Source organism: Novosphingobium sp. P6W, from assembly GCF_000876675.2.
Lineage (GTDB): Bacteria > Pseudomonadota > Alphaproteobacteria > Sphingomonadales > Sphingomonadaceae > Novosphingobium.
Genome location: NZ_CP030352.1, coordinates 1,549,951 through 1,574,121 on the forward strand (window position 1 = coordinate 1,549,951; position 24,171 = coordinate 1,574,121).

Annotated in this window: 18 protein-coding genes and 1 tRNA gene; 6 read left to right on the forward strand and 13 right to left on the reverse strand. The window is 64.3% G+C overall.

The annotated features are described in order from the left end of the window. Positions 1 to 1,227, reverse strand: coding sequence for a bifunctional glutamate N-acetyltransferase/amino-acid acetyltransferase ArgJ (argJ, locus tag TQ38_RS07500; protein WP_043975342.1), 1,227 nt, complete (start codon positions 1,225 to 1,227; stop codon positions 1 to 3). Between the two features lie 32 nt (positions 1,228 to 1,259). Further along, positions 1,260 to 2,288 carry an acyltransferase gene (locus tag TQ38_RS07505; protein WP_052505694.1) on the reverse strand — a complete coding sequence of 343 codons (1,029 nt, stop codon included), beginning with the start codon at positions 2,286 to 2,288 and terminating at the stop codon, positions 1,260 to 1,262. A 133-nt stretch (positions 2,289 to 2,421) separates the two neighbouring features. Here TQ38_RS07505 and TQ38_RS07510 point away from each other — a divergent pair, with 133 nt between their 5' ends. Together TQ38_RS07510 and secA are read left to right on the forward strand one after the other, a co-directional pair. After that, positions 2,422 to 2,682, forward strand: a complete 261-nt coding sequence (locus TQ38_RS07510) for a hypothetical protein (protein ID WP_240197988.1) — start codon at positions 2,422 to 2,424, stop codon at positions 2,680 to 2,682. 114 nt (positions 2,683 to 2,796) lie between these two features. Further along, positions 2,797 to 5,556: a preprotein translocase subunit SecA gene (gene secA, locus TQ38_RS07515; RefSeq protein WP_043975338.1), complete on the forward strand. Its 2,760-nt coding sequence runs from the start codon at positions 2,797 to 2,799 to the stop codon at positions 5,554 to 5,556. A 165-nt stretch (positions 5,557 to 5,721) separates the two neighbouring features. On the opposite strand, the gene TQ38_RS07520 is transcribed toward secA, so the two are convergent. From TQ38_RS07520 to TQ38_RS07535, 4 genes are all read right to left on the reverse strand, one after another. After that, a complete protein-coding gene (locus tag TQ38_RS07520; protein WP_043975337.1) occupies positions 5,722 to 6,135 on the reverse strand; it encodes a thioesterase family protein in 414 nt (137 codons plus the stop codon). A gap of 11 nt (positions 6,136 to 6,146) precedes the next feature. Then, positions 6,147 to 6,674: a MarR family winged helix-turn-helix transcriptional regulator gene (locus TQ38_RS07525; RefSeq protein ID WP_240197989.1), complete on the reverse strand. Its 528-nt coding sequence runs from the start codon at positions 6,672 to 6,674 to the stop codon at positions 6,147 to 6,149. 107 nt (positions 6,675 to 6,781) lie between these two features. Further along, positions 6,782 to 9,073 carry a bifunctional salicylyl-CoA 5-hydroxylase/oxidoreductase gene (locus TQ38_RS07530; RefSeq protein WP_043975335.1) on the reverse strand — a complete coding sequence of 764 codons (2,292 nt, stop codon included), beginning with the start codon at positions 9,071 to 9,073 and terminating at the stop codon, positions 6,782 to 6,784. 281 nt (positions 9,074 to 9,354) lie between these two features. Continuing rightward, positions 9,355 to 9,819, reverse strand: coding sequence for a MarR family winged helix-turn-helix transcriptional regulator (locus TQ38_RS07535; protein ID WP_043975334.1), 465 nt, complete (start codon positions 9,817 to 9,819; stop codon positions 9,355 to 9,357). A gap of 103 nt (positions 9,820 to 9,922) precedes the next feature. On the opposite strand from TQ38_RS07535, the gene TQ38_RS07540 reads away from it, so the two are divergent. From TQ38_RS07540 to TQ38_RS07550, 3 genes are read left to right on the forward strand one after another with little or no spacing between them, the layout of a single operon-like run. Continuing rightward, positions 9,923 to 10,699, forward strand: a complete 777-nt coding sequence (locus TQ38_RS07540) for a cyclase family protein (RefSeq protein WP_043975333.1) — start codon at positions 9,923 to 9,925, stop codon at positions 10,697 to 10,699. A 6-nt stretch (positions 10,700 to 10,705) separates the two neighbouring features. Further along, entirely contained in the window at positions 10,706 to 12,850 is a 2,145-nt protein-coding gene (locus tag TQ38_RS07545; protein WP_043975332.1) for an indolepyruvate ferredoxin oxidoreductase subunit alpha, read from the forward strand. Positions 12,851 to 12,884: 34 nt separating this feature from the next. Continuing rightward, positions 12,885 to 14,357 (forward strand): indolepyruvate oxidoreductase subunit beta family protein, encoded by a 1,473-nt coding sequence (locus TQ38_RS07550; protein ID WP_043975331.1) that lies wholly within the window; start codon positions 12,885 to 12,887, stop codon positions 14,355 to 14,357. Positions 14,358 to 14,381: 24 nt separating this feature from the next. Here TQ38_RS07550 and TQ38_RS07555 read toward each other — a convergent pair whose 3' ends face one another. The 5 genes from TQ38_RS07555 to bla form a co-directional block, all read right to left on the reverse strand. Next, positions 14,382 to 15,008 (reverse strand): OmpA family protein, encoded by a 627-nt coding sequence (locus TQ38_RS07555; protein WP_043975330.1) that lies wholly within the window; start codon positions 15,006 to 15,008, stop codon positions 14,382 to 14,384. Then, complete coding sequence (locus TQ38_RS07560; protein WP_043975329.1) at positions 15,005 to 16,840, reverse strand: sodium:proton antiporter; 1,836 nt, start codon at positions 16,838 to 16,840, stop codon at positions 15,005 to 15,007. The genes TQ38_RS07555 and TQ38_RS07560 overlap by 4 nt, the downstream gene beginning before the upstream one ends. Positions 16,841 to 16,908: 68 nt before the next feature. After that, positions 16,909 to 18,246, reverse strand: coding sequence for an anti-phage deoxyguanosine triphosphatase (locus TQ38_RS07565; protein WP_043975328.1), 1,338 nt, complete (start codon positions 18,244 to 18,246; stop codon positions 16,909 to 16,911). 116 nt (positions 18,247 to 18,362) lie between these two features. Beyond that, on the reverse strand, positions 18,363 to 20,525 hold the full coding sequence (locus TQ38_RS07570) for a M3 family metallopeptidase (RefSeq protein ID WP_052505692.1): 2,163 nt from the start codon (positions 20,523 to 20,525) through the stop codon (positions 18,363 to 18,365). A gap of 261 nt (positions 20,526 to 20,786) precedes the next feature. After that, positions 20,787 to 21,737: a class A beta-lactamase gene (gene bla, locus TQ38_RS07575; RefSeq protein WP_043975327.1), complete on the reverse strand. Its 951-nt coding sequence runs from the start codon at positions 21,735 to 21,737 to the stop codon at positions 20,787 to 20,789. Positions 21,738 to 21,855: 118 nt separating this feature from the next. Here bla and TQ38_RS07580 point away from each other — a divergent pair, with 118 nt between their 5' ends. Beyond that, the gene (locus TQ38_RS07580) at positions 21,856 to 22,752 is read left to right on the forward strand and encodes a LysR family transcriptional regulator (RefSeq protein WP_043975326.1); all 897 of its coding nucleotides are present in this window, start codon (positions 21,856 to 21,858) and stop codon (positions 22,750 to 22,752) included. Between the two features lie 409 nt (positions 22,753 to 23,161). On the opposite strand, the gene TQ38_RS07585 is transcribed toward TQ38_RS07580, so the two are convergent. After that, positions 23,162 to 23,236: transfer RNA gene (locus TQ38_RS07585), tRNA-Asn, on the reverse strand. Positions 23,237 to 23,377: 141 nt separating this feature from the next. Continuing rightward, positions 23,378 to 24,151: an NAD kinase gene (locus TQ38_RS07590; RefSeq protein WP_240198013.1), complete on the reverse strand. Its 774-nt coding sequence runs from the start codon at positions 24,149 to 24,151 to the stop codon at positions 23,378 to 23,380. Positions 24,152 to 24,171 lie beyond the last annotated feature (20 nt).

The window sequence follows — 24,171 nt, forward strand, 5'->3', positions numbered from 1 at the left end:
TCAGCTCCGGTAATCAGCATTGATCGAGATGTAGCCGTGCGTCAGGTCGCAGGTCCACACGGTGGCGCTGCCATCGCCAAGGCCCAGGTCGACCTCGATCGAGATGTCGTGGCCCTTGAGGTGCGCGGCGACAGGAGCCTCGTCGTAGTCGGGCAGCGGCAGACCTTCGCGTGCAGCCCAAGTGCCGCCGAAGCCGATCGAGAGCTTGTCGCGGTCCGCCGGTTCGCCTGCCTTGCCCACGGCCATGACGACGCGGCCCCAGTTGGCGTCCTCGCCCGCGATGGCGGTCTTGACCAGCGGCGAGTTGGCGATGGCCATGCCGACCTTGCGGGCGCTCTCGTCCGAGACGGCGCCGGTGACGGCGACTGCGATGAACTTTTGCGCGCCCTCGCCGTCGCGCACGACGAGGTGGGCAAGCTGGCGGCACGCGTCATGGACGGCGGCGGCGAAAGCATGGGCGCCGTCGCTCTGGAACGAGGTGAGCGGGGCGTTGCCTGCCTTGCCAGTGGCAAAGGCGAGCACGGTGTCGCTGGTCGAGGTGTCCGAATCGACGGTGATGCAGGAGAACGTGCGCAGGTTCGCGGCGGAGAGGCAGGCCTGCAGGAACGCCGGCTCCACCGCTGCGTCAGTGAACAGGTAGCCCAGCATCGTCGCCATGTCGGGCGCGATCATGCCCGAGCCCTTGATGATGGCGCTGATCGTGACCTTGGTGTCGCCGATCATCGCCGTTGCCGCAGCGCCCTTGGCGAAGGTGTCGGTTGTGGCGATGGTGTTGGCGGCGTCTTCCCAGGTGCAGGGCTGGGCGGTGAGCGCCTTTTCAACGCCTTCGCGCGCCTTGTCCTTGGGCAGCGGCACGCCGATCACGCCGGTGGACGAGACGAACACCTGCTCACGCGCGCAGCCGATGTGGGCGGCGACCTGATCCATGATCTGTTCCACCGCTTCGCGGCCGCGGTAGCCGGTGAAGGCGTTGGAATTTCCGGCATTGACCACCAGTGCACGGGCACGGCCTTGCACCACGTTGTCGCGGCCCAGTTCGACCTCGCTCGAACAGCACAGGTTTTTCGTGAAGACGCCCGCGACGGCGGTGCCTTCCTCGAACGTGACATAGGTGAGGTCGCAGCGGCCCCAGTCCTTGTAACCGGCGCGCACGACGTGCGGCGTCACCCCCGCGATCGCGGGCAGGGCGGGGAAGGGCGAGGCGAGCGGGGAGACGGGGTAGGCCATGGTCCAAGCGACTAGCGCATGGTTATGACAGGTCAAGCGTCGGCGAGTGGAACCGGTAAGGGCCTTCGTGCGCTCGCCCGCTGCGAGATGGCGCGGGCGAGGATAGCGGCAACGGCGATCGCCGCGAAGATGCCGACGACGCGTCCCGGCTCGCCGCCGCCAAACCGGTCTGCCGCCAGCAGGATCGGGAAATGTACGGCGTATAGCGGGAAGGAAATCGCCCCGAGCGTTTCCAGGATGCGCTCTCCCGATTGCGTCGGAACGGCGCTGGCGGCGATCCAGAACAGTGCAGGGAAAACCACGGTGATGACGATGACATCGCCGCCCCAGGCGACAAGCGGCAGGAACGGGAGCGCCATCACGACAGGCACTGGCAGCAGCAGGGCGATGCGCCAGTCCAGCAGCGGTGCTGGCCGGCGTTCGCGCCAGATGCGGGCAAGGACGATGCCCAGCGTATAGGACCAGCCCGCCCGCAGCAGTCCTGCCGGCAATTGTGCGATCCCCGCGCCCAGATTACCGTCTCCGGCGCGCGCCATCATCGCCGCCATTCCCAGCGCGCAGGCACAGGCCAATGCCAGCAATTGTGCGCTCGTCATGCGGTGAAGCCAGCGGGCATGGACGGCATTGGCGATCAGCTCGACCATCAGCGACCATTGCGGCGGGTTAAGCGGGAAAATCGTCGCCATAGGCAACGGGATCATCGCGGCCGACACTACCAGGGCCAGAACGCAGGCGACAAGGGGATAATCGCGCCCCAGTAGCGCCAGAAACCCCATCGCAGCGCCCGCCGCGATCATCGGCAGAAATCGGCGCAGCCGCTGGCGCAGGAAGGGCGTTGCCGCCAGCCCCCCGGCGAAACGCGTCTCGAAGGCCAACGTCAGCACGAAACCTGACAGCAGGAAAAACAAGTCGACGAACAGATACCCTCGCGAGAAGGCGTGGCCGGCGCCGCTCAACTGGGCATGGAACAGTACCACGCCGATCGCGGCGACGCCGCGCAGCCCGTCGAGCAGGACAAGCCGCCCGGGGCCTTTAGGTCTGTCGGTTGTCGCCGGGTTCATGCACGGGGTCTAGCTGCAACAAGGTAAACATGCGGTAAGCGTAGCCCGCGTCTTTCGGCGCTCCCCGCGATGTTGCCGGTGGACAGGCTGCATCGTCGCCCTTATCTGCTCTGTCATGGCACATCGCCTGCTCTTGACCCTGCTTGCCCTGCTGACGGGCCTTGCCGCGCAGATCGGCCCTGCCGACGCGTGTGCGTCGCGGGTGGCGAGTGTGCAGGTGACGGCACTGCGCGAAGTTTCCGCGATCAAGGCGCCCCGCGCGCCCGCCGCATTGGCGCAATTGCCCGAACCGGGCCTGCGCAATACCCGGCTCCATGCCCCGCCGCGTATGGCCGCGCCGGTTCAGATCGCGGTGGCGACAGTCCTTACAGGGATAGACCGCGCGCGCGAATAACGCGCGCCGTCTGCAACTCTTCGCTTTCTCGCGAGCTTTTGACGCGCCCGGGCCATGCCCCGGCTGCGCGCAATTTCGATTTTACGCATTCACGAAAAACAGGGATTTCCCGCCATGCTCGGCGCACTCGTCAAGTCCATCTTCGGCTCGTCCAACGAGCGTTACGTCAAGTCGCTCGACAAGGTCGTCGCGCAGATCAATGCCTTCGAACCGGCAATCGAAGCCCTCAGCGACGAGGAGCTTTCTGCCCAGACCGCCAAGTTCCGCGAGATGCTTGCGAACGGCTCGACCCTCGACGACCTCTTGCCCGAAGCGTTCGCCACCGTGCGCGAAACCTCGCGCCGCGTGTTCGGCATGCGCCACTTTGACGTGCAGCTGATCGGCGGCATGGTCCTGCACCGCGGCGAAATCGCCGAGATGCGCACGGGTGAGGGCAAGACCCTGGTGGCCACCACTGCCACCTACCTCAATGCGCTGGAAGGCAAGGGCGTCCACGTCGTCACCGTGAACGACTATCTCGCCCGCCGCGATGCCGAGCAGATGGAGCGCGTCCACGGGTTCCTTGGCCTCACCGTCGGCGTGATCGTGCCCAACCTCAACGAGTTCGAGCGCCGCGAGGCTTATGGCGCCGACATCACTTACGGCACCAACAACGAATTCGGCTTCGACTACCTTCGCGACAATATGAAGCATGAGCGCAGCCAGATGGTGCAGCGCCCCTTCAACTACGCGATCGTCGACGAGGTCGATTCGATCCTGATCGACGAGGCCCGCACCCCGCTCATCATCTCCGGCCCTACCGACGACAAGAGCGAGCTTTACGTCCAGGTCGACGCCATCGTGAAGCAGCTAGTCCCCGAGGATTACGAGGCGGACGAGAAGACCAAGAACATCAGCCTGACCGAGGACGGCGTGGAAAAGGCCGAGCGTATGCTCGAAGCCGCCGGCCACCTCGAAGGCTCGAACCTTTACGACGTCGAGAATACCCAGGTCGTTCACCATCTCGACCAGGCGCTCAAGGCCGTGGTGATGTTCAAGCGCGATACGGACTACATCGTCAAGGACGACAAGGTCGTCATCATCGACGAGTTCACCGGACGCATGATGGACGGCCGCCGCTGGTCGAACGGCCTACACCAGGCGGTGGAAGCCAAGGAAGGCGTCAACATCGAGCCCGAGAACCAGACCCTCGCCTCGATCACCTTCCAGAACTATTTCCGCATGTACCCCAAACTTTCGGGCATGACCGGCACCGCCGCGACCGAAGCGGGCGAATTCTACGACATCTACAAGATGAACGTCGTCACCATTCCCACCAACGTCGCCGTCATGCGCGTCGACGAGGAGGACGAGTTCTACAAGAACACGATGGACAAGTTCGCCGCCATCGCCAAGCTGATCCGCACAAAATACGAAAGCGGCCAGCCGGTGCTTGTCGGCACGGTTTCGATCGAGAAGTCGGAACTGCTGTCGGACTTCCTCAACAAGGAAGGCGTCAAGCACTCGGTCCTCAACGCCCGTTTCCACGAAATGGAGGCGCATATCGTTGCGCAGGCCGGTTCGCTCGGCGCGGTGACGATCGCCACTAACATGGCGGGCCGCGGCACCGACATCCAGCTTGGCGGCAACGTGGAATTCCGCGTCGAGGACGAGCTGCGCGACATGCCGGAAGGTCCCGAGCGAGATGCCGCCGTGGCCAAGATCAAGGCCGAGGTCGGTGAGCAGAAGCGCCTCGTCCTCGAAGCTGGCGGCCTGTGTGTGATCGGCACCGAGCGTCACGAAAGCCGACGCATCGACAACCAGCTGCGCGGCCGTTCGGGCCGTCAGGGCGATCCGGGCTTGTCGAAGTTCTACCTTTGCCTGGAGGACGACCTCCTGCGCATCTTCGGCCCCGACACGCTGTTCTCCAAGATGATGAACAACAACCTTGCGGACGGCGAGGCGATCGGTTCCAAATGGCTGTCCAAGGCCATCGAGACCGCGCAGAAGAAGGTCGAGGCGCGCAATTACGAAGTGCGCAAGCAGGTCGTCGAATACGATGACGTGATGAACGACCAGCGCAAGGTCATCTACGAGCAGCGCTCGGACATCATGGACGCCGAGACCGTCGACGACGTCGTCGTCGACATGCGTAACGACACCATCAATGCCCTGATCGCCGATACCTGCCCGCCCGGCTCCTATCCCGAGCACTGGAAGATCGAAGAACTCAAGGAAAAGGCGAAGGACATTCTCAATGTCGATGCGCCGATCGATGCCTGGGTCGAAGAGGACGGCATCGACCCGGAAGTGATCGAAACGCGCATTTCGGACATCGCCGATGCGCAGATGCACGAGAAGATGTCGCAGGACGACCCGGCGATCTGGCGCCAGGTCGAAAAGTCGATCCTGCTCGATCGTCTCGACCACTACTGGAAAGAACACCTCGCCACGCTCGACGCGCTGCGCCAGGTGGTGTTCCTGCGCGCGTATGCGCAGAAGCAGCCGATCAACGAATACAAGCAGGAAGCCTTCAGCCTGTTCGAGCGCATGCTGGAAACGATCCGCGAGGACGTAACCCGCATCATCTCGGTCAGCGAACTGCGCATGCCCGAACCGGCACAGCTGCCTGAACTGCCGGACTTCCTGACCGGGCACATCGATCCCTTCACCGGCCTCGACAATTCCGCTGATGGCGATGGTTCCTCGCTGAACCCGGCGCTGTTCGGCTCGCTTGCCGGCAGCCCGCAGGGGTACATCGACCAGGATGCCGGTAGCCAGGATGGCGGCGAGCAGGCAGGCAATCCGTTTGCCGACCTGCCGATCAGCCGGAACGCGCCGTGCCCTTGCGGGTCGGGCAACAAGTACAAGCACTGCCACGGCGCGCTCGTATAAAAGTGCCCGGTTGAATGAAAAGGCGCTGCCCGTGCTTCTGCCGGGCGGCGCCTTTTTCATGAACTGGCCCCGGCGGTGAAAGTGGCGGAGCTTTTAGGAGCGGGCGCCGCGACACCTGGATCGTTGGGCGTAATTGCTATCAATGGAGCGCCTGCAGCCTTTCGATCAGGCTGGAACCAATCCTGCTTCGATCGCGGCGCGCACGCCTTCGGGCCACTCGACCGGGCGGTGGCTGACGAGGTCCATGCAGACCAGCACGACCTGCGCGCGCAGGCGTTCGCGGCCTTCGCCGGTGAACACGATGGAAATTCCGCAGGAAGTGCGGCCAAGACGCTGGGGAGTGATGGTGATTTCCAGCCGGTCGCCAAGGCGGCTTGGCGAGACGAATTCGGTCTCCAGCTTCACGGTCGGCACGCCGATATGATGATCGAGGTGCATGGACGCGAAATCCATCCCCAGTTTCTGCTCGAACCAGTCCTCGACCGCGCCGTTCAGCATTTCGAAGTATCGCGGGTAGAAGACGATTCCCGCCGGGTCGACATCTGCGAAGCGCACCTGGGCGCGGGTGGTGAAGGGCATCTTGGACTATCCTAGGCGATGGATGACTTGAGTTGGCTCAACAGGTCGAGGAGGTGCCGCTGGCTGGTTTCAGGGAACTCGGCCAGCGCCTCGCGGACCCAGCCGTGGTGCGCCTCGGCCAGCATCGCGAACTGAGCGCGGCCTTGCGCAGTCAGCGATACGATCGCGGAGCGGCCGTCGTCCGGGGCAGGGCGCGAATGGACGAGGCCCTGTTCCTGTAACTGGCGCACGATCGCGGTGACATTGCCGTTCGATACCAGCAGCGCGCGCGACAGTTCGCCCATGCGCAGGCCGTCGGGCGCTCGGTCCAGCGTTGCTAGAATATCGAAGCGGGGCAGAGTGGTGCCGAACTGGTCCTCGAAATTCCGGCGCAGGCGCTTCTCGATGATCTTCGCGCAGTCGAGCAGACGGACCCATACGCGCAGGTCCAGCGTACTTGCAGATGCAGGTTTATCGAACTCGCCCATCGCCTCGAAAGCTCCTCTTTCGGAAGGTTCCATAGCGCGCAGAGCGGACATGTCGATTCCTGCAAGTGACATTTAAGCGCCCCTGCCTGCTGTGGGCCTGCGATTGATCCGCCATCCCCGCGCAGGCTGGGAGCTGCGCGAGGATGACGAAACCGGTTGGCCGAAATTCGCCCTCAGCCTCAGGCCCGGCCGCGTGCGGCGCGCAGGGCCATGTCCTGACCCGTGCGATAAGGCGCGGGGACCGGCTGCTCCGCATATCCGGCATCGGCGGCGGCGCGCAGAGTCCATACCGGGTCGAACAAGTGCATGCGTCCCAGCGCGACGAGATCGGCGCGCCCGGCGGTCAGGATCGAGTTGACCTGATCGGCGTCGGCGATGTTGCCCACGGCGATGGTCGGCACACCCGCTTCGTTGCGGATCTGGTCGGCGAACGGGGTCTGGAACATGCGGCCGTAGACGGGACGACCCTCTGGTGCGGTCTCGCCGGCGGAAACGTCGACGATGTCGACGCCTGCTTCTCGCAGCATGCGGGCGATCTGGACGGCCTCGGCAGGGGTGACGCCGGCTTCGCCGACCCAATCGTTGGCGGAAATGCGCACCGCCAGCGGCTTGTCCTGCGGCCATGCGGCGCGCACGGCGGAGATGACGCGCATCGGCAGGCGCATGCGGTTTTCAAAGGCACCGCCGAACTCGTCCTCGCGCTTGTTCATGACCGGGGTGATGAAGCTGGAGAGCAGGTTGCCGTGGCCGGCCTGCACTTCGAGCATGTCGAAACCGGCCTTGTCGGCGCGCAGGGCAGCGGCGACGAACTGCTGGACGATCAGGTCCATCTCGCGCGCTTCGAGGGCCTTGGGCACGGTGCCGTCCTTACGCCAAGGCTGCGCGCTGGCCGAGACGGTGGGCCAAGGTTCGTCCAGCGCTACGTCATAGCCGGCGCCTTCGCCTGGCACCTTGCAGGCCGCGCGGGCACCGGAGTGCCCGATCTGCGCGCAGGTTTTCGCGGACGAATGCTTGTGGGCGAACTCGTTGAAGGCGGACCAGCGCTCGGCCTGACCGTCGTGCCACAGGCCGGGGCAGGCGGGGGTCGCGCGGCCTTCAGGGCTGACGGCCAATAGTTCGGTCACGACAAGACCGGCCCCGCCCAGCGCGCGGGCGCCGTAGTGTACCGAGTGGAAATCCGTCGCATAGCCATCCGTGTCGGCCGAATACGTCAGCATCGCCGGCATGACCACGCGGTTGGGCACCGTCATGCCGCGCAGGGTATACGGGGTGAACATCGGTTGCACCGGGGTATTGCGACCCTCGTTGCCGCTCCAGAACCAGCGCTCAAGACCTGCCAGCCAGGCGGGATCGCGCAGGCGCAGGTTTTCGTGGCTTACGCGCTGCGAGCGGGTCATCAGCGAGTAGGCGAACTGCGGCAGGTCAAACCCGAGGTAACGGTCGAGAGTCTCGAACCATTCTGTCGAGTTGCGCGCAGAGTTTTGAATTTTAAGGACTTCGATGTGGCGCTCTGCCTGATATTCGGCAAGCGCGCGGGCCAGTTCCTGGCGTCCGGTGATGCCGGGGCGATCCAGAACCTGCGCCAGCTTGATCGCATCCTCTAGCGCCAGCTTGGTGCCCGATCCGATCGAGAAGTGCGCGGTATGTGCGGCGTCGCCCAACAAGACCACGTTGTCGAACGACCACTGGCGGCAGATCACGCGGCGGAAGTTGATCCAAGCCGCCGAACCGCGCAGGTGGGTGGCGTTTGTGATTAGCGGGTGGCCGTCCAGATGGCGGGCGAACACCTTTTCGCAGAACGCGATTGAATCGGCCTGCTCCATCTTGTCGAGGCCAAGGCCTTCCCACGTCTCGGGCGAGCATTCGACGATGAAGGTCGAATGCGTGGCGTCGAAGCGGTAGGCATGGGCCCAGATCCAGCCATGGTCAGTCTTTTCGAAGATGAAGGCGAAGGCGTCGAACAGTTTGGTGGTGCCCAGCCACGAAAACTTGTTACGCTTGGTGTCGATATCCACCTCGAATTTTTCGAGGTTGGCGGTGCGAACCATTGAATTGATGCCGTCTGCGGCAACGATCAGGTCGAAGTCGGTGTAAGCGGAGAGGTCTTCGCTGAACATCGTTTCGAAGTGCATCACCACGCCCAGTTCGGCAGCGCGCGCCTGCAGGATTTGCAGCAGGTGCTTGCGGCCGATGCCGATGAAGCCGTGGCCGGACGACGTGACGGTGTTTTCGCCTACGCTGACGTCGATATCGTCCCAGTGGGCGAAGCTGTCAGTAATGGTGGCGGCGCTGACCGGATCGTTGGCTTCCAGGTTCGCCAGCGTCTGGTCCGAGAACACCACGCCCCAGCCGAATGTGTCGCCTGAGCGGTTGCGCTCGAAGACGTGGATCTCGTGGGCGGGGTCGCGCAACTTCATCGAGATGGCGAAGTAGATACCGGCAGGTCCGCCGCCGAGACAGGCAATGCGCATGGAAGCCCTCCTAAAGATGCTTCATGCCTAAACTAATATAGTTGCAGGTGCAAGTTTAATCACGCGGACGTGGCGTCGTTGCAACCCGGTGTCACCCTGAACTTGTTTCAGGGTTCATCTCTCGGGCGTACCGGAAGGGGTGCTTCACCAACCGCCTTGGCAGCCTGCTCCTTCATCGCGCCGGGCATGGGACACGATGGACCCTGAAACGAGTTCAGGGTGACGGGTACGGGAAAGCCGGTTGCTTGTGTGCGTCACGGTTTCCCAATTTAGAGGAGGCTTCAGTCGAGATTGTCGTGCAGGCGGCCGAGCATATCGAGCATGCGCGTGAAATCCGTCGCCGAGAATCCGCGGATGATCTTTTCGTACAGTGGCGCCGTTACCAGCCGCGCGGCTGCCAGCTTCTCTCGGCCTGCTTCCGTCAAAGCGATTTCGGTCACGCGGCCGTCGGTATTGCTGGGGGCCGTGGCTACGAGATCGGCTTTGGACATGCGCTCGACGATGCGCATCATGGTCGAGAGGTTGATGACCGCCGACTTAGCGACTTGGCCGATGGCGAGCGGGGCATGCTCGCCCAGGATCATCAGCACGCGCCAAGTCGGGATGTCGATCCCGATGCCGCGCAGCTCCGACTCGATCGCCGTGTTGTACCGGCTCGCTGCCCGGTTGAGCAGATAGAAAGGGTACGCATCGAGGCGGAAATTTTCCGACCCGGGGTTACCAAAAGGGCGCAAATCCTCGCTCATCCCAAGCTCCAGACGGGTCTCCCGCCACTCCATGACATTTTAGTTGCATATGCAACTTAATCGGATAGTCTTTGCGTAATGGTCCGAAAAGGAGCCCAAGTCCATGACAGACGTTCTCGCTACCTTCGCACAGGCACTCGTCGCCGGTAACATTACCGTCGTCGACCTTACCCAGACCCTTTCCGAAGACACCCCGCTGCTGGTGCTGCCCGAGCCTTTCGGCCAGACCGCCGCCTTCTCGCGTGAGGAAATCTCCCGCTATGACGAGCGCGGCGTCGCCTGGCACTGGAACAACTTTACGGTGGGTGAGCATACCGGCACGCACTTCGATGCGCCGGTGCACTGGGTTTCGGGCAAGGACCTAGCGGACAACACGGTCGATCTGGTGCCCGCGCAGAAGCTGGTCGCGCCGGCCGTCGTCCTGGACTTTTCCGCCGAATGCGCCGCCGATGCCGATTTCCTGCTCAAGGCCGAACACATCAAGGCCTGGGAAGAAGTGCACGGCATTATTCCCGCCGGCGCCTGGGTGCTGTTCCGCACCGACTGGTCGAAGCGGGACGTTGATGCTTACACCAACCGCCGCGAGGACGGCGCCCACACGCCCGGCCCCGACGCCTGCGCGATCCGCTACATCGTTGAGGAGCGCGATGTGCTGGGCTTCGGCGTCGAGACGATCGGCACCGATGCGGGGCAGGCGCATATGCTTGACCCGATGTACCCGGCGCACACGCTTCTCCACGGCGCGGGGAAGTATGGCCTCCAGTGCCTTGAAAACCTTGATAAGCTGCCAGCGACCGGGGCGGTGGTGATCGCTGCTCCGCTGAAGATCCTGGGCGGTTCGGGCAGCCCGCTGCGCGTCCTCGCGCTCGTCTCGGAGTAAGGGCGGATGGCGGAGCGTTCCTTCAAAAAGGAAGTCACGAAGCTGACCGTAGGTGAGGGTGAGACCTTCACTGGCGAGGGCATCCTGGCGGTTACCAAGGCGCTGTTGCAGTCCGGCGTCGCCTATGTCGGCGGCTACCAAGGCTCGCCGATCAGCCACCTGATGGACGTTTTCGCCGACGCCAACGATCTGCTTGAAAGTCTCGGCGTTCATTTCGAGGCCAGCGCCTCGGAAGCGACGGCGGCGGCAATGCTGGCGGCCTCGGTCAACTACCCCCTGCGCGGCGCCGTCGCCTGGAAGTCGGTGGTGGGCACTAACGTGGCATCGGATGCGCTATCGAACGTCTCGTCGGGCGGCGTTACCGGCGGCGCGCTGATCATCGTAGGCGAGGACTATGGTGAGGGTTCCTCGATTATGCAGGAGCGCACCCACGCCTTCGCGATGAAGTCGCAGATGTGGCTGATCGATCCGCGTCCGAACCTGCCCAGCATCGTCGATTCGGTAGAGCAAGCGTTCCGCCTTTCCGAAGCCTCTAACACCCCGGTCATGCTGCAACTGCGCGTGCGTTCCTGCCACATGACCGGATCGTTCGTGGCCAAGGACAACGTGCGCCCGCCGCTCACCGTGGGCGAGGCCGCTGCCCATCCGGTGCGCGATCTCGACCGTATCGTGCTTCCACCTGCGAACTTCCTCCACGAGGTGGAGAAGATCGAAAAGCGCTGGCCGGCCGGCATCGCCTATGTTCGCGACAACAAGCTGAACGAGTGGTTTGGGCCGGGAAAGACGGATGATGGCATCGGCCTGATCGTTCAGGGCGGCCTCTACAACAACCTCAACCGCGCGATGGAGCTGATCGGGCTGGCGGACGCCTATGGCGAGAGCAAGCTGCCGATCTATTGCATGAACGTGGCCTACCCGGTGATCCCCGAGGAAGTCGCGGACTTCTGCAGGAACAAGAGCGCTGTCCTGGTCCTTGAGGAGGGCCAGCCGGAGTTCATCGAGCATGAACTGAACACACTGGTCCGCCGCGCCGGTCTGGACACCCGGATCGTGGGCAAGGACACCATGCCGCGTTCGGGTGAGTATACCGCCGAGGTGATCCGCAAGGGCCTCGCCAGGTTCCTCGCCGACCATGCGCCTGCACTGGCGCCGGAACTGGAAGCGACGGATCCGCTGCCTGCGCCGGTCGCGAAGGAAATCCCGCAGCGCCCGGCGGGTTTCTGTACCGGCTGCCCCGAGCGCCCGATCTTCACCGCGATGAAGCTGGTGGAGCGCGAACTGGGCCCCACGCACGTTTCTGCGGACATCGGCTGCCATCTGTTCTCGATCCTGCCGCCCTTCAACATCGGCAATACGACGATGGGCTACGGCCTTGGCGCGGCGGGTGCATCGGCGTTCAAGCCCAAGGAAGGCGAGGGTTCAAAACGCTCCATCGCCATCATGGGCGACGGCGGTTTCTGGCATAACGGCCTGACGTCCGGCATCGGCAACGCGGTGTTCAACAAGGACGACGGCGTCACCATCATCATCGACAACGGCTATTCCGCCGCCACCGGTGGTCAAGACATCCTCTCCTCACGCGCGGACAACAAGAACCGCGTGACCCGCAACCTCATCACAAAGGCCGTGCGCGGCGTCGGTGCGAAGTGGGTTCGTGAGACGACGCGGACCTATGACGTGCCCAGGATGCGCGACATGCTGCGCGAGGCGCTGACCACCCCGGAAAAGGGGCCGAAGGTCATCGTCGCGCAGTCCGAATGCATGCTTAACCTGCAGCGCCGCGACAAGAAGCAGAAGGCCGCCGCCCTCAAGGCCGGGGAACGCGTGGTGCGCGAACGCTTCGGTGTCGACAGCGATACCTGCACCGGCGATCACAGCTGCATCCGCCTGTCAGGCTGCCCGTCGCTGACGATAAAGCCCAACCCCGACCCGCTGCGGCAGGACCCGGTGGCGCATGTCGAAAACTCCTGCGTGGGCTGCGGCCTGTGCGGTGAGGTCAGCCATGCCGCGGTACTGTGCCCCAGCTTCTACCGCGCGCATATCGTTGCAAATCCGGGAAAGTTCGAGCGTTTCAAGGCGAAGATCAGCGGCGCGATTATCGCTCGTTGGCAGGCCGGCGCCGAGCGTGAGCGTGCAGCGCGGGCATTCTGACGAAAAAACAAATCTCCTGATGCGAGACATTTCCATGACCACCACTCCCAACCAGAATCGCCTGACAATCGCCATCCTCGCCCTTGGTGGGCAGGGCGGCGGCGTGCTGGCAGACTGGATTCAAGAAGTCGCCCGCGCTCAGGGCTGGATCGCGCAGGGCACTTCGGTCCCCGGCGTTGCCCAGCGCACCGGCTCCACCGTCTATTACGTCGAACTGGCGAAGCCTGACGGGTCGGGCCGCCTGCCGGTCATGGCGCAGATGCCGATGCCGGGCGATGTCGACGTGGTGGTCGCCTCGGAATTGATGGAGACGGGCCGCGCGTTGCTGCGCGGCTTCTCGACCGCCCGGCGCACCACGCTGATCGGCTCGACCCACCGCATCTATGCCATCGGCGAAAAGCAGGCGATGGGCGACGGGCGCGGCAACGGCGAGAAGATCATCGAGGCCGCACATCAGCGCTCCAGGCGCTTCGTCGGCTTCGACATGGAAGCGGCGACCGAGCGTTCGGGCAGTGTCATCAGCGCGGTCATGTTCGGCGCGCTGGCCGGTAGCGGTGCGCTGCCTTTCCCGACAGAGACGTTCAGGGGGGCCATCGAACACAGCGGTATCGCGGTAAAGAGCAACCTCAAAGGTTTCCAGGAAGGATTCGATCAGGCGCAGGCCCCGGTCGCCATGCCGGTTGTGGAGGTCCACGAAGTTCCGGTCCCCACCACGGTTCGGGGCCGCGAACTGGCTGCGCGCATCACTGCCGCGCTTCCGGTGGCTGCGCACGTGAACGCCCTGCACGGCGTTGCCAAGCTGATGGATTATCAGGACGGCGACTATGCCGCGCTCTACCTCGACCGTCTGGAAACCGTCGCCACGCTAGACGCGGCGCCGTTCGAGATGACGGCGGAGGCGGCCCGCCACCTTGCGTTGTGGATGGGGTACGAGGACACCATCCGCGTCGCCGACCTCAAGACGCGCGGCAGCCGCATCGCCCGGGTGCGCGGCGAGGTGAAGGCGCAGGACGACCAGATCCTCTCGATCACCGAATTTATGCACCCGCGCCTGCAGGAAGTGTGCGAGACGCTGCCCGCCGGGATCGGCCGCAAGATCCTCGGCAGCAAGCGCATGACGGACCTGCTCGGCCGCTTCTTCACGGAAGGCCGCCATGTCGAGACGACCGGCCTGCGCTGGTTCCTGGCGCTGCGCACCCTGGCGAAGATGCGCGGGATGCGCCCGCGTTCGCTGCGCTACATCGAGGAGCAGGAGCGCATTGAGGGGTGGCTCGAACTTGTGCTCAGCGAGGCTCCCCGTGACCTTGGCGTCGCGCTGGAACTGGTCAAATGCCAGCGCCTGATCAAGGGCTACGGCGATACCTTCGAGCGGGGCCTTGCGAATTACCATCGCATCGTCGCCGAACACCGCCGTGTTCCGCGTTCTGCAGCCGAAATCGTGCGCCTGCGGGACCTTGCCCTTGCCGATGAGAAGTCGGCCGCGTTCGTCGAGGCGCTTGCCGGTTGATAATCACGCGCAAGCGGCGGGATTTCAGTTCGACGGTTGGGGTTCCGCAGCAGGAGGCGGCGCGGGAATGTCGACCTTGATCTCCACTCGCCGGTTCTTCGCTCGGCCTTCGGGATCGTCGCTGCCATCGAGCTTGCGGTTGGGCGCAATGGGGCGGCTTTCGCCGAGCGGGATCACGGTGATCCGTTCTTTCGTCACGCCCTTGCTCTCGAGATAGTCGCGCGCGGCTTCGGCGCGTCGGCGCGAGGCGGCGAGGTTTTCTGCATCGGAGCCGCGCGAATCGCTATGCCCCCAGATCGTGATGGGCCCGGCCGCGAGGAACGTCGGTTTGGTCAGCAGATCGTCGAGCAGTGCCTTGCCGGCATCGTCGGGCTTTGCGCCGTTCGCCGGGTACGGGACCACGACCTGTATGGGTTCCAGAACCGGCGTATCGGTCGGCCCAGCGTCCACCTCGGCACGGATGATCGATTTCTTGACGATTGTATCGTCGGCTTCCGGCTCTGCCATGACGTTGCGGGGGGCATCCGTGGCGGCAGCCTCGGTCGCGTCGTCGCTGGTGGGCTGGCCGGGTTGGCAGCCAGCGAGCAGCAGCGGCGCCGCGAGGAGAGCGGCGGGCGCCAGAATGGATGGGATCGCGGGCAGGCCTCTCATGCATTCGCCTCCTTCTGCGGGGATTGGCGGGAAGTATCGGGTTCGCCGTGGCGCGACGGACCATAGGAGACGACCACGTCGCCCGGTTGCGGTGTCGGACGCGAAGCGTGCGTAAAGAAGCGGATCTTGCCGTCCTTGCGCAGCACGAACAGCATGTCCGCCCCGTCCGACAGCGCGGCCTGCGCATCGGCGAAGTTGAACTGCTCGCTGATGCGGGTCTTGCGGAAGGTCCAGCCCGCCGCTTCGCGCTCCTTGATCTCGGCGACGCCGTGGCCGGAGCCGAACATGGCGCGGCCGCGCAGCGCCTCGGGCAGGCTGCGGTGGTCTTCGTCATCGCCCATGCCGCCCAGTTGGTAAACCGAATCACGGCCGATATCGGGCGCGAACTCGCTGCAGACGAGGGCGTTGTAAGCCTCGTTGTCGGTAGTCGCGACGAGGACCTGGAACTGGGTCAGGTCGAGCCGCTCGTCTGTCGCCTCGGCCAGAATTTCGCCGTGGTAAGTTGAGATACCGGCCTGGCGCGCACCGGAGAGCCGCTGCCAGCTGTTGTCCGCGATCATCACCGGCAGGTCGAACTGGCTGAGCTGCCGCGCCAGCGACAGGCTCCACGAGGTGCTGCCGACGATCAGCAGTCCTTTCTGCGGCGCACCGGTGACGCCCAGCCAGCGCGCCACATAACGGATGCTGAAACCGTGAGCGATGATCGTGGCGATCACTACCGAGAACGACAGCGTCACCAGAATGGAACCGTCTCCGTAGCCGAGTTGGTCCAGCCGAAGCGCAAACAGGCCCGAGACTGCCACTGCAACCACACCGCGAGGCGCGATCCAGGCGACCAGCAGGCGCTCCTTCCAGGGGATCTTGCTGAAGGCCAGGCTCGCCAGCACGGTTGCCGGTCGTACAAGGAACAGCAGCGCAAGCAGGAAGGCGATGAAGCGCCATTCGAACTGCCGGAGCACATCGAGGTTGAGCGAGGCTGACAGAAGCACGAAGACGCCCGAAATCAGAAGAACGGTGATGTTCTCCTTGAACGGGTGGATATCGCGCAGGGAATCGAGCCGCATGTTGGCGATGGCGATGCCCATTACAGTCACGGCCAGAAGCCCGGTTTCCTGCTGGATCAGGTTCGAAAGCACGAAAGTGCTGATTACCGCGACCAGCAGCACCGGGGCCTTGAGATATTCCGGCACATGGCCGCGCGGGAAGGCCCAGGCGATGGCCTTGGCGACAAGATAGCCGATCAGACCGGCCACGATGGTCGCGCCTAGCAATGAGGCCAGGACCGATATCAGAGTGCCGCCTTCGCCCGACCGACGCAGGTATTCATAAGTGATGACCGCGCACAGGGCGCCGATCGGATCGTTGACGATGGCTTCCCACTTGAGGATGGCGCGCGGGCGGGGGGCGATGTTGCTCTGGCGTAGCAGCGGCAGCACCACTGTGGGCCCGGTAACCACGAGAATACCGGCGAAAAGGATCGCCACCGGCCAGACCAGACCGGCCACATAGTAGCAGGCAAGCGAGCCCAGCACCCAGCCCAGCGGCACACCGATAACGCCAAGCCGCGTCACGGCGCCTTCGGTCTTGCGCAATTCGCGGAAATTGAGGCTGAGACCTCCTTCGAACAGGATCAGCGCGACCGCCACGGAAACCATCGGCTCCAGCAGTTCGCCGAACGTCCGCTCGGGTATTACGAGGCCCGTGACCGGCCCGGCGAGCACACCGGCGGCGAGCATCAGGGCGATAGCGGGCCAGCCGGTACGCCATGCGATCCACTGCGCGCCGATCCCTAGAATGCCGATCAGCGCGAAAACAAGGGCTTGTTGCTCCATATGGGGGGCTTAACCAACAATGCCGCAAAAGGTAACCGGCGGCGGCGACCTTTCTACAGATGAGATCGTCAGAGCCGGTCGAATACCGAACCCATGCGGGGGCTGAACAGGCGCTCATAGGTTCGCAGCAGGTGCGTGTCGGTCATCGCGGCGACGTAATCGCAGATCACCCGCAGGTCGCCGTGGGCGGCATCGAGGCGGTCCCGCTCCTCGCGCGGGAGCAGGCGGGCCGGGTCTGCCGCCAGCGCCTCGAACACGGCGACGACCATCGCCTGACCTTTGAATTCGAGCTGCTGGACTTCTGGGCTGGAGATGACTTCGCGCACTACGAAGCCCTGCAGTGCATCGAGGAAATCGCGGCGCGGGCCGGAGAGCGCCACGCGCCAGCGTAGCAGCGGTTCGCGAAAGCCCTTCTTCTCGACGTAATGCGCGCCGGTGAGGAAATGGTGGACGAGGCGGCTGACGAAGCGCTTGCGGCTGTTGGCGCCGCCGAACAGCCCTTCGACCATGTGCGAGAAGACGTCGTTCTCGCTCTCGCCGGGGTACTTTTCCTTGAGCGCGTCAAGGAACGAAGCGCAGCGCCCGTCCAGTGCGGCGGTGAAGGCGTCCCTGGTGACGAGACCCAGGGCGATTGCGTCCTCAAGATCGTGGACGCCGTAGGCGATGTCGTCGGCAACATCCATGATCGTGCAGTCGAGCGACTTGTGCAGCGTGCGCGCGTGCTTGCCGGGCACCGGCTCCAGCGTCTGGAATTTGGCGCGCTCCGCCGGGGAGAGCGCGGCGAGTATCCAGTCGACCACGTCCTGCTCGCTGTCGAAGTGGCATTTGGGCGGCTTGCAGGCTCGGGGATCGAGCACGCGGATGGTCGAGGGGCCATCCAGCAGCTTCGGCGCGATGTCCGGGTTGCGGGCGGCGGACCAGGGCGCGGGATATTTGAGTACCCCCAGCAGGGTACGGCGGCACAGGTTGGCGCCGGCATCGGCAGAGAAAGTCTCCAGCCGGGCAAGGATGCGCAGGGTCTGGCCGTTGCCCTCGAACCCGCCAGCATCGCGCATGCAATAATTCAGCGCCACTTCGCCGCCATGGCCGAACGGCGGGTGCCCGAAGTCGTGTGTGCAGCCGATCGCGTGGATCAGGCTGCGGTCAGGCAGCAGCGCGGCGGCAGCGTGGCCGGGAAACGATTTGGCCAGCTGCCGGGCCAGTCCGCCGGCGATCTGCGCGACTTCAAGGGAATGGGTCAGGCGGGTGCGATAGAAGTCGCTGTCGCCCAGGTTGAGGATCTGGGTCTTGCCCTGGAGGCGGCGGAACGAGGCCGAATGGATGACTCGGGCATAGTCGATGTCGCCGTCTTCGCGGGCATCTTCGGCCTGGGGGTTCCAGTTCTCGCGGCGCGCGTGCCAGCTCATGCATTCACCATGCACCGGCTATTCCAGCTGGCGAAGCGCAGGGCAAGGCCCGCCGCGGATGCCGGGGCGGAGGGGGAAGGGATGCGGGGGACAAGTGCCCCGCATCCCGTTTTCCCTTACTTGGCTTCTGGCGCCAGGCCGCGCGCTTCCAGCATCGGTTCGACCTCGGGGTCATGCCCGGTGAAGTCGCGGAACAGCTGGGCGAAGTCCTTGGTGTGGCCCTGGCCCAGGAACGACTTGCGGATGTGGTCGCCGTTGGCGCGGGTCATGCCGCCATTCTTTTCCACCCAGTTCCAGCCGTCGTGAGCCAGCATCTCGGTCCAGATGTACGAATAGTACCCCGAGGCATATCCGTTGTCCCAGATATGGCGGAAATACGGCGTCTTGTAGCGAGGCGGAATGAGGTCCGTGGACAGGCCGGTGGCGGCCAGCGCCTTGGCCTCGAACGCCATAGGCGGCTGCGCGGCCTCTTCGGGCGAGAGCTTGTGCCAGTCGATGTCGAGCATCGCCGCTTCCAGCGTTTCGCCAAGGCCGAGGCCCTGGTTGAAGGTTTTCGCTGCCTTGATCTTGGCGACCAGTTCAGCCGGGATCGCCGCGCCTGTCTGGCGGTGCTTGGCGTAGTGATTCAGCACCGCGGGCAGGGTGGCGAAGTTTTCATTGAATTGGCTGGGGAACTCCACGAAGTCGCGCGCGGTGTTGGTGCCCGACAGCGAGGGGTACTTCTGACTGGCGAAGAAGCCGTGCAGCGCGTGGCCGAATTCGTGGAACATCGTCTCCACATCGTCGAAGCTGGCAAGCGCCGGCTCGCCCTCGGCGGGCGGAGCGATGTTCAGGGTATTCGAGATGACCGGCTTCTCGCCGCGCAGATAGGACTGCTCGACAAAGTTGTTCATCCAGGCCCCGCCCTTTTTGTTCGACCGTGCGAAGGGGTCGAAGTAGAAGATCGCCAGTTCGCTGCCATCGGCATCGAGCACTTCGTAGGCGCGCATCGTCGGGTGATAGACAGGCAGGTCGGTGCGACGCTTGAAGGTCAGGCCATAGGTCTGATTGGCGGCGTAGAACACGCCGTCTTCCAGCGTGCGCCAGACGTCGAAGTACGGCTTGATCTGGTTCTCATCGAGGTCGTACTTCGCCTTGCGAACCTTTTCGGCATAGTAGGACCAGTCCCAGGCTTCCAGCTTGATGTTCTGGCCTTCCGCCTTGGCGGCTGCCTCAAGCATTCCGGCTTCGCGGTCCTGCGTGGCGCGCAGGGCGGGCACGAAGCCGTTCATGAATTCCATCGCCTTGGCGGGCGTCTTCACCATACGGTCGTACATCTGATAAGTCGCGAAGTCGGGCTTGCCCATCAGCTTCGCCTTCTTCGCGCGCAGCGTGGCCATCTGCGTGACCATGCCGGTGGTATCGTACTGGTCGCCGCCCGAGGTGCGGTTGACGCTGGCGTCCCACAGGATCTTGCGGCTGTCGCGGTTCGTCAGGCTGGTGAGCGCGGCCTGCTGAGTGGTGTTGCCCAGCGCCAGCATGAACTTGCCGGGCTTGCCCTTTTCGGCGGCGAGCTTGGCAGCGGCGGCGATCTCGGCTGGAGAGAGACCGGCAAGCTGCGCCTCGGTGTCGAATACCGGGGCCTTGGCGGCCGTCGCCGCGGTCAGCTTCTGCGAGAACGCGGTTTCAAGCTTGGCGATCTCAAGGTTCATGGCCTTGAGCTCGGTTTTCTGCGCAGGCGTTAGAAGGGCGCCGCGATGGACGAATTCGTCATAAGTGGTCGCCAGCAGCATGGCGTCCTCGCCGGTCAGAGCCTTGCCGGCGGCGCTGTCGTGGACGGCCTTGACGCGGGCAAACAGCGCCGGGTCGAGATAGATGTCATCGTTGAGCGCGGAAATTTGCGGGCTGACGGCGGTTTCCACGGCGTCGAGCGCATCGTTGGTGTTGGCCGAAGTCAGCTGGCCGAACGTGCTGTAGGCGCGGCTGAGCAGCTGCCCGGTGCGCTCTTTCGCGACGATCGTGTTCTCGAAAGTGGGCTTGGCCTTGTTGGCGGCGATGGCCTTGATCTCGGCGCGCTGGGCGGCGATGCCGGCCTCTATCGCGGGCCGCCAGTCGCTGTCCTTGTAGGCGGGAAAGTTCGGCGCGTGAAAGGGCAGGGTGCTCGGCTGGGCGAGCGGGCCGGTGTAGGCGGGGGCGGCTGCAGCCGTTTTTTCCTTGGCAAGTGCCGTCATCGGAAATCCTCCAAGCAGGCCGGCACCGAGGACGAGGGGTGCGGCAGCGGCCATGAGCCGGGTCTTCATCTAACTTCTCTCCTGCCTTCGGCTACCCTTGAAACGGCATGGCGCGGCGCCTGAAAGCGGCGACGTGCCTTACGGCCGGCCGGGCGCCGGGGTGGTCAATGCGGAGGTTTCAAGCCGAGAAAACGGGCACTTGCAAGGGCAAGTCGGCGGTGGAGAAAGCGGTTGCGCAATCTGCGATCTGACAATGGCACACGGCGCCCGAAACCGCCTCGGCGCGCAATCAAGTTGCGGCGCGCCGGGGCGGGTGTGCTTCGCGCTGTGTTACAGCAGCTGGCGGGAGGACGTGCGCAAGGCTTCCCGGCGCGGCATACGCACGCCTTTTGCCGACAGCCGCCCGACCTCGGCCATGGCGCCAAGGGCGAGCGGGTCCATGCCCTTGGTATCGCGCGAGGTTTCCAGATAGCAGGCGACGATGAGGGGCGGGACATTGGCCGGACCGCCGAAAGCCAGGTCGACGTAAGTCTGCTGCCCTTCACTGATGCCGGTTCCGGTCTTGTCTCCCGAAGTCCAGCCGGCGGGAAAGCCGGCACGAATACGGTCGCTGCCGGTCTGTACCTCGGTCATCCAGCTTTTCAGTGTGCCGCGCCCTTGCGGCGTCAGCCGGTCGCCAAGCAGCAGGCGGGCCATGGTCGCAGCCATCGCCGCCGGAGTCGTCGTATCGAATTCGGAGCCGGGCGGTATCCGGTTAAGTTCCGGCTCGTAGCGGTCGAGCCGGCTGACCTTATCGCCTAGCGAACGCCAGAAGCGCGTCAGTTGCGCAGGGCCGCCGAACCGGCGCAGCAGCACGTTGGCGGCAGTATTGTCGCTCGTCACCAGCGTGGCATGGGCCAGCGCTTTCACCGAAAGGCCGCTGTCTACCGCGCCGGAAGTGACTGGGCTGTGCGGCAGCAGGTCCTGAGCCGACCAGCGCAGAACTTCGCCGAGGTCGATTTCGCCGCGTTCTGCCCCGGCCAGTATCATCGCCGCGAGTGACATCTTGAACGAGCTGCAATGAGCGAAGCGTTCGTTCTCGCGCCAGCCGACGCCGCTACCGCGCGCCGGGTCCAGGATATAGGCTCCCAGGCGCCCGCCAGCCCGTGCTTCAGTGGCGCGCAGGGCGTCAACCGTGCCTTCGTCGATATCGGTTTTTTCGATGGTGGTGGCCTCGTGCCTCGTGCAGGCCGTCATCAATACGGCCATGGCTCCGGCCAGCGCGCTTCGTCGATCCAGCATTGAAAAACCTCCCGGTCCCCTGTGATGTCAGGTGTGATGCGGGCATTCTGGCCTTTGCTTGACCGATCGGGCAAACGATGGTTTCTGAGGTCCGTCCCTAGATATTCTTGGAGCGAGTATGGATATCAAGGCGCTTTCGCTCAACACGCTCCGCGCATTCGAGGCCGCAGCCCGGCACCTCAACTTCACTCGCGCGGCGGACGAACTGTGCGTAACCCAAGCCGCCGTCAGCCAGCAGGTGAAGATGCTGGAAACCCATATCGGAAAAGCGCTGTTCCGCCGCACCACCCGAGGGCTGGTGCTGAGCGACGAGGGCGCCTTGCTGGCCCCGGTGGTCACAGATGCGCTGGCCAGGGTCAGCGGCGCGCTTGCCGTCGTCAGCGGAGCAGGCGCGCGCGAGGTTTTGACCGTGGGCGTGGTTGGCACGTTCGCGCTCAGCTTCCTGATGGAGCGGCTACCTGAATTTCAGGCGCGGCACCCGGGCATCGACGTACGCCTGCTGACGAACAACAACGCCGTCGATTTGTGGGCCGAGAGCCTCGATCTGGCGATCCGCTTCGGCGATGGCGGCTGGCACGGCGTCAATGCCCAACTGCTGATGACGGCGCCGATGACACCGATGTGCTGCCCGGCGATCGCCAGCCGCCTTCAGCGCATTGGCGATTTCGGGTCCGTGCCGCTGCTGCGGTCCTATCGCCTGCAGGATTGGCCTGCCTGGTTCGCCGCTGCGGGTGTGCCCGGCGTGCCTGCCAATGGACCGATATTCGATGCCTCACATCTGATGGCCATCGCTGCGATCCGGGGCATGGGGGTCGCGCTGCTGCCACTGACGATGTTCGAACGGGAACGCTCCAACGGGCAGCTCGTCAACCCTTTCGATGTCGTCGTGTACCGGGGTGGCTACTGGCTGACCCGCCTGTCCTCGCGCGCAGTTTCGGCGGCGATGTCAGCGTTCACGGAATGGCTGCTGGCCGCAGCTGGAAACGGCGGTGAGGCCGGAGCGAGCGCGGCGTAGTCCAGCGCAGTTCGGGAAATTGCCCGAGGTTTACGAAAGTAACCCTCGGGCCAGTTTCTTGGCATCGTAATTACGACCCAAGGGACACAACCGGCTGATAGTTGCGTCGGTTTCTGCCGACATCCCACGATCATGGTATGGAAATGATTCTGTTTGTCAGCAGCGCGTAATAAAAGTGCGCGCTAGATAAGCCCCGCACAGCAACAGACAGCCTGACCCATATATCGGGTAGGCTGGGCGATGGAGCGCGGGCCGGATTATGGTTGGATTGTCGGGAGATGTCGGTGAGGGCCGATGCCGGCGAAATCGCGGCCAAGGGCGCCGCGAAGCACAGAATGTCTCACCGGTTTTGAAGGTGAGACAGATCACATCCTGAAGGGATCGACTGTGCTTGTTTACTCGGAAAAATTGGCTCCCTGAGTAGGATTCGAACCTACGGCCATTCGATTAACAGTCGAATGCTCTACCGCTGAGCTATCAGGGAGCGGCCCGGCAATGTCACCACCGCTGGGCAGGGGTGCGCCTATAACAGCGTCAGAAAGATTGGCAACCCTGCGAGGTCAGAAATTTTACCGCCGGCGCAAAAATTTCGATCAATTTTTCAGAACCCACGCAATTGTGCGGATCAGACCTGAAATTGCTCGGCAAATATGCGTTCTTCCAGCGTGAAACCGGGGTCGAACAGCAGCGTCAGTTCCTTTTCCGCCGAGGCGACGATGCGCACGGTGGCGACGTCGCGCACTTCCTTCTGGTCGGCGACGGCGGCGACGGGGCGCTTGCCGGGTTCGCGGATGTGGAATTCCACCTCGGCGCTTTCGGGCAGGATCGCGCCCTTCCAGCGGCGGGGGCGGAAAGGGCTGAGCGGGGTCATCGCCAGCATGCGCGAGCCCAGCGGCAGGATCGGGCCGTTGGCGGACAGGTTGTAGGCGGTGGAGCCGACCGGGGTGGCGACAAGAATGCCGTCGCCCGCCAGTTCTTCCATGCGGACGCGGCCATTGATGCGGATTTCGACTTTCGCGGTCTGGCGCGTTTCGCGCAGCAACGAAACTTCGTTGATCGCGTAGTAGCTGTATTCCCGCCCGTCGCGCCCGGTAGCGTACATTATCAGCGGGCGGACCGGGACGCTATGCGCCTCCGCTACGCGGCGGGCGATTGATACGCCGTCGTGCGGGCCGTTCATCAGGAAGCCCACGGTGCCCAGATTCATGCCGTAGACCGGCTTGATCGGATGGCTGTCCAGCATCTCGTGCAGGACGTGCAGCAGGAAGCCGTCACCGCCCAGTACCACCAGCACGTCGGCCTCTTCGGGCGATACCCAGGTGTGCGATTCGCGCAGCGCCGCGGCGCCCGCTTGCGCCTGGGCGCTGTCCGACACGACCAGCGCCAGTTTCGCATCCATGCTCACTTGTGTCTCCGGCA

Excerpts from the sequence above, each read along its gene's own strand:
- argJ (WP_043975342.1), bottom strand. The coding sequence starts at position 1,227 with ATGGCCTACCCCGTCTCCCCGCTCGCCTCGCCCTTCCCCGCCCTGCCC.
- TQ38_RS07505 (WP_052505694.1), bottom strand. The coding sequence starts at position 2,288 with ATGAACCCGGCGACAACCGACAGACCTAAAGGCCCCGGGCGGCTTGTC.
- secA (WP_043975338.1), top strand. The coding sequence starts at position 2,797 with ATGCTCGGCGCACTCGTCAAGTCCATCTTCGGCTCGTCCAACGAGCGT.
- TQ38_RS07520 (WP_043975337.1), bottom strand. The coding sequence starts at position 6,135 with ATGCCCTTCACCACCCGCGCCCAGGTGCGCTTCGCAGATGTCGACCCG.
- TQ38_RS07525 (WP_240197989.1), bottom strand. The coding sequence starts at position 6,674 with ATGTCACTTGCAGGAATCGACATGTCCGCTCTGCGCGCTATGGAACCT.
- TQ38_RS07530 (WP_043975335.1), bottom strand. The coding sequence starts at position 9,073 with ATGCGCATTGCCTGTCTCGGCGGCGGACCTGCCGGTATCTACTTCGCC.
- TQ38_RS07535 (WP_043975334.1), bottom strand. The coding sequence starts at position 9,819 with ATGAGCGAGGATTTGCGCCCTTTTGGTAACCCCGGGTCGGAAAATTTC.
- TQ38_RS07540 (WP_043975333.1), top strand. The coding sequence starts at position 9,923 with ATGACAGACGTTCTCGCTACCTTCGCACAGGCACTCGTCGCCGGTAAC.
- TQ38_RS07545 (WP_043975332.1), top strand. The coding sequence starts at position 10,706 with ATGGCGGAGCGTTCCTTCAAAAAGGAAGTCACGAAGCTGACCGTAGGT.
- TQ38_RS07550 (WP_043975331.1), top strand. The coding sequence starts at position 12,885 with ATGACCACCACTCCCAACCAGAATCGCCTGACAATCGCCATCCTCGCC.
- TQ38_RS07555 (WP_043975330.1), bottom strand. The coding sequence starts at position 15,008 with ATGAGAGGCCTGCCCGCGATCCCATCCATTCTGGCGCCCGCCGCTCTC.
- TQ38_RS07560 (WP_043975329.1), bottom strand. The coding sequence starts at position 16,840 with ATGGAGCAACAAGCCCTTGTTTTCGCGCTGATCGGCATTCTAGGGATC.
- TQ38_RS07565 (WP_043975328.1), bottom strand. The coding sequence starts at position 18,246 with ATGAGCTGGCACGCGCGCCGCGAGAACTGGAACCCCCAGGCCGAAGAT.
- TQ38_RS07570 (WP_052505692.1), bottom strand. The coding sequence starts at position 20,525 with ATGAAGACCCGGCTCATGGCCGCTGCCGCACCCCTCGTCCTCGGTGCC.
- bla (WP_043975327.1), bottom strand. The coding sequence starts at position 21,737 with ATGCTGGATCGACGAAGCGCGCTGGCCGGAGCCATGGCCGTATTGATG.
- TQ38_RS07580 (WP_043975326.1), top strand. The coding sequence starts at position 21,856 with ATGGATATCAAGGCGCTTTCGCTCAACACGCTCCGCGCATTCGAGGCC.
- TQ38_RS07590 (WP_240198013.1), bottom strand. The coding sequence starts at position 24,151 with ATGGATGCGAAACTGGCGCTGGTCGTGTCGGACAGCGCCCAGGCGCAA.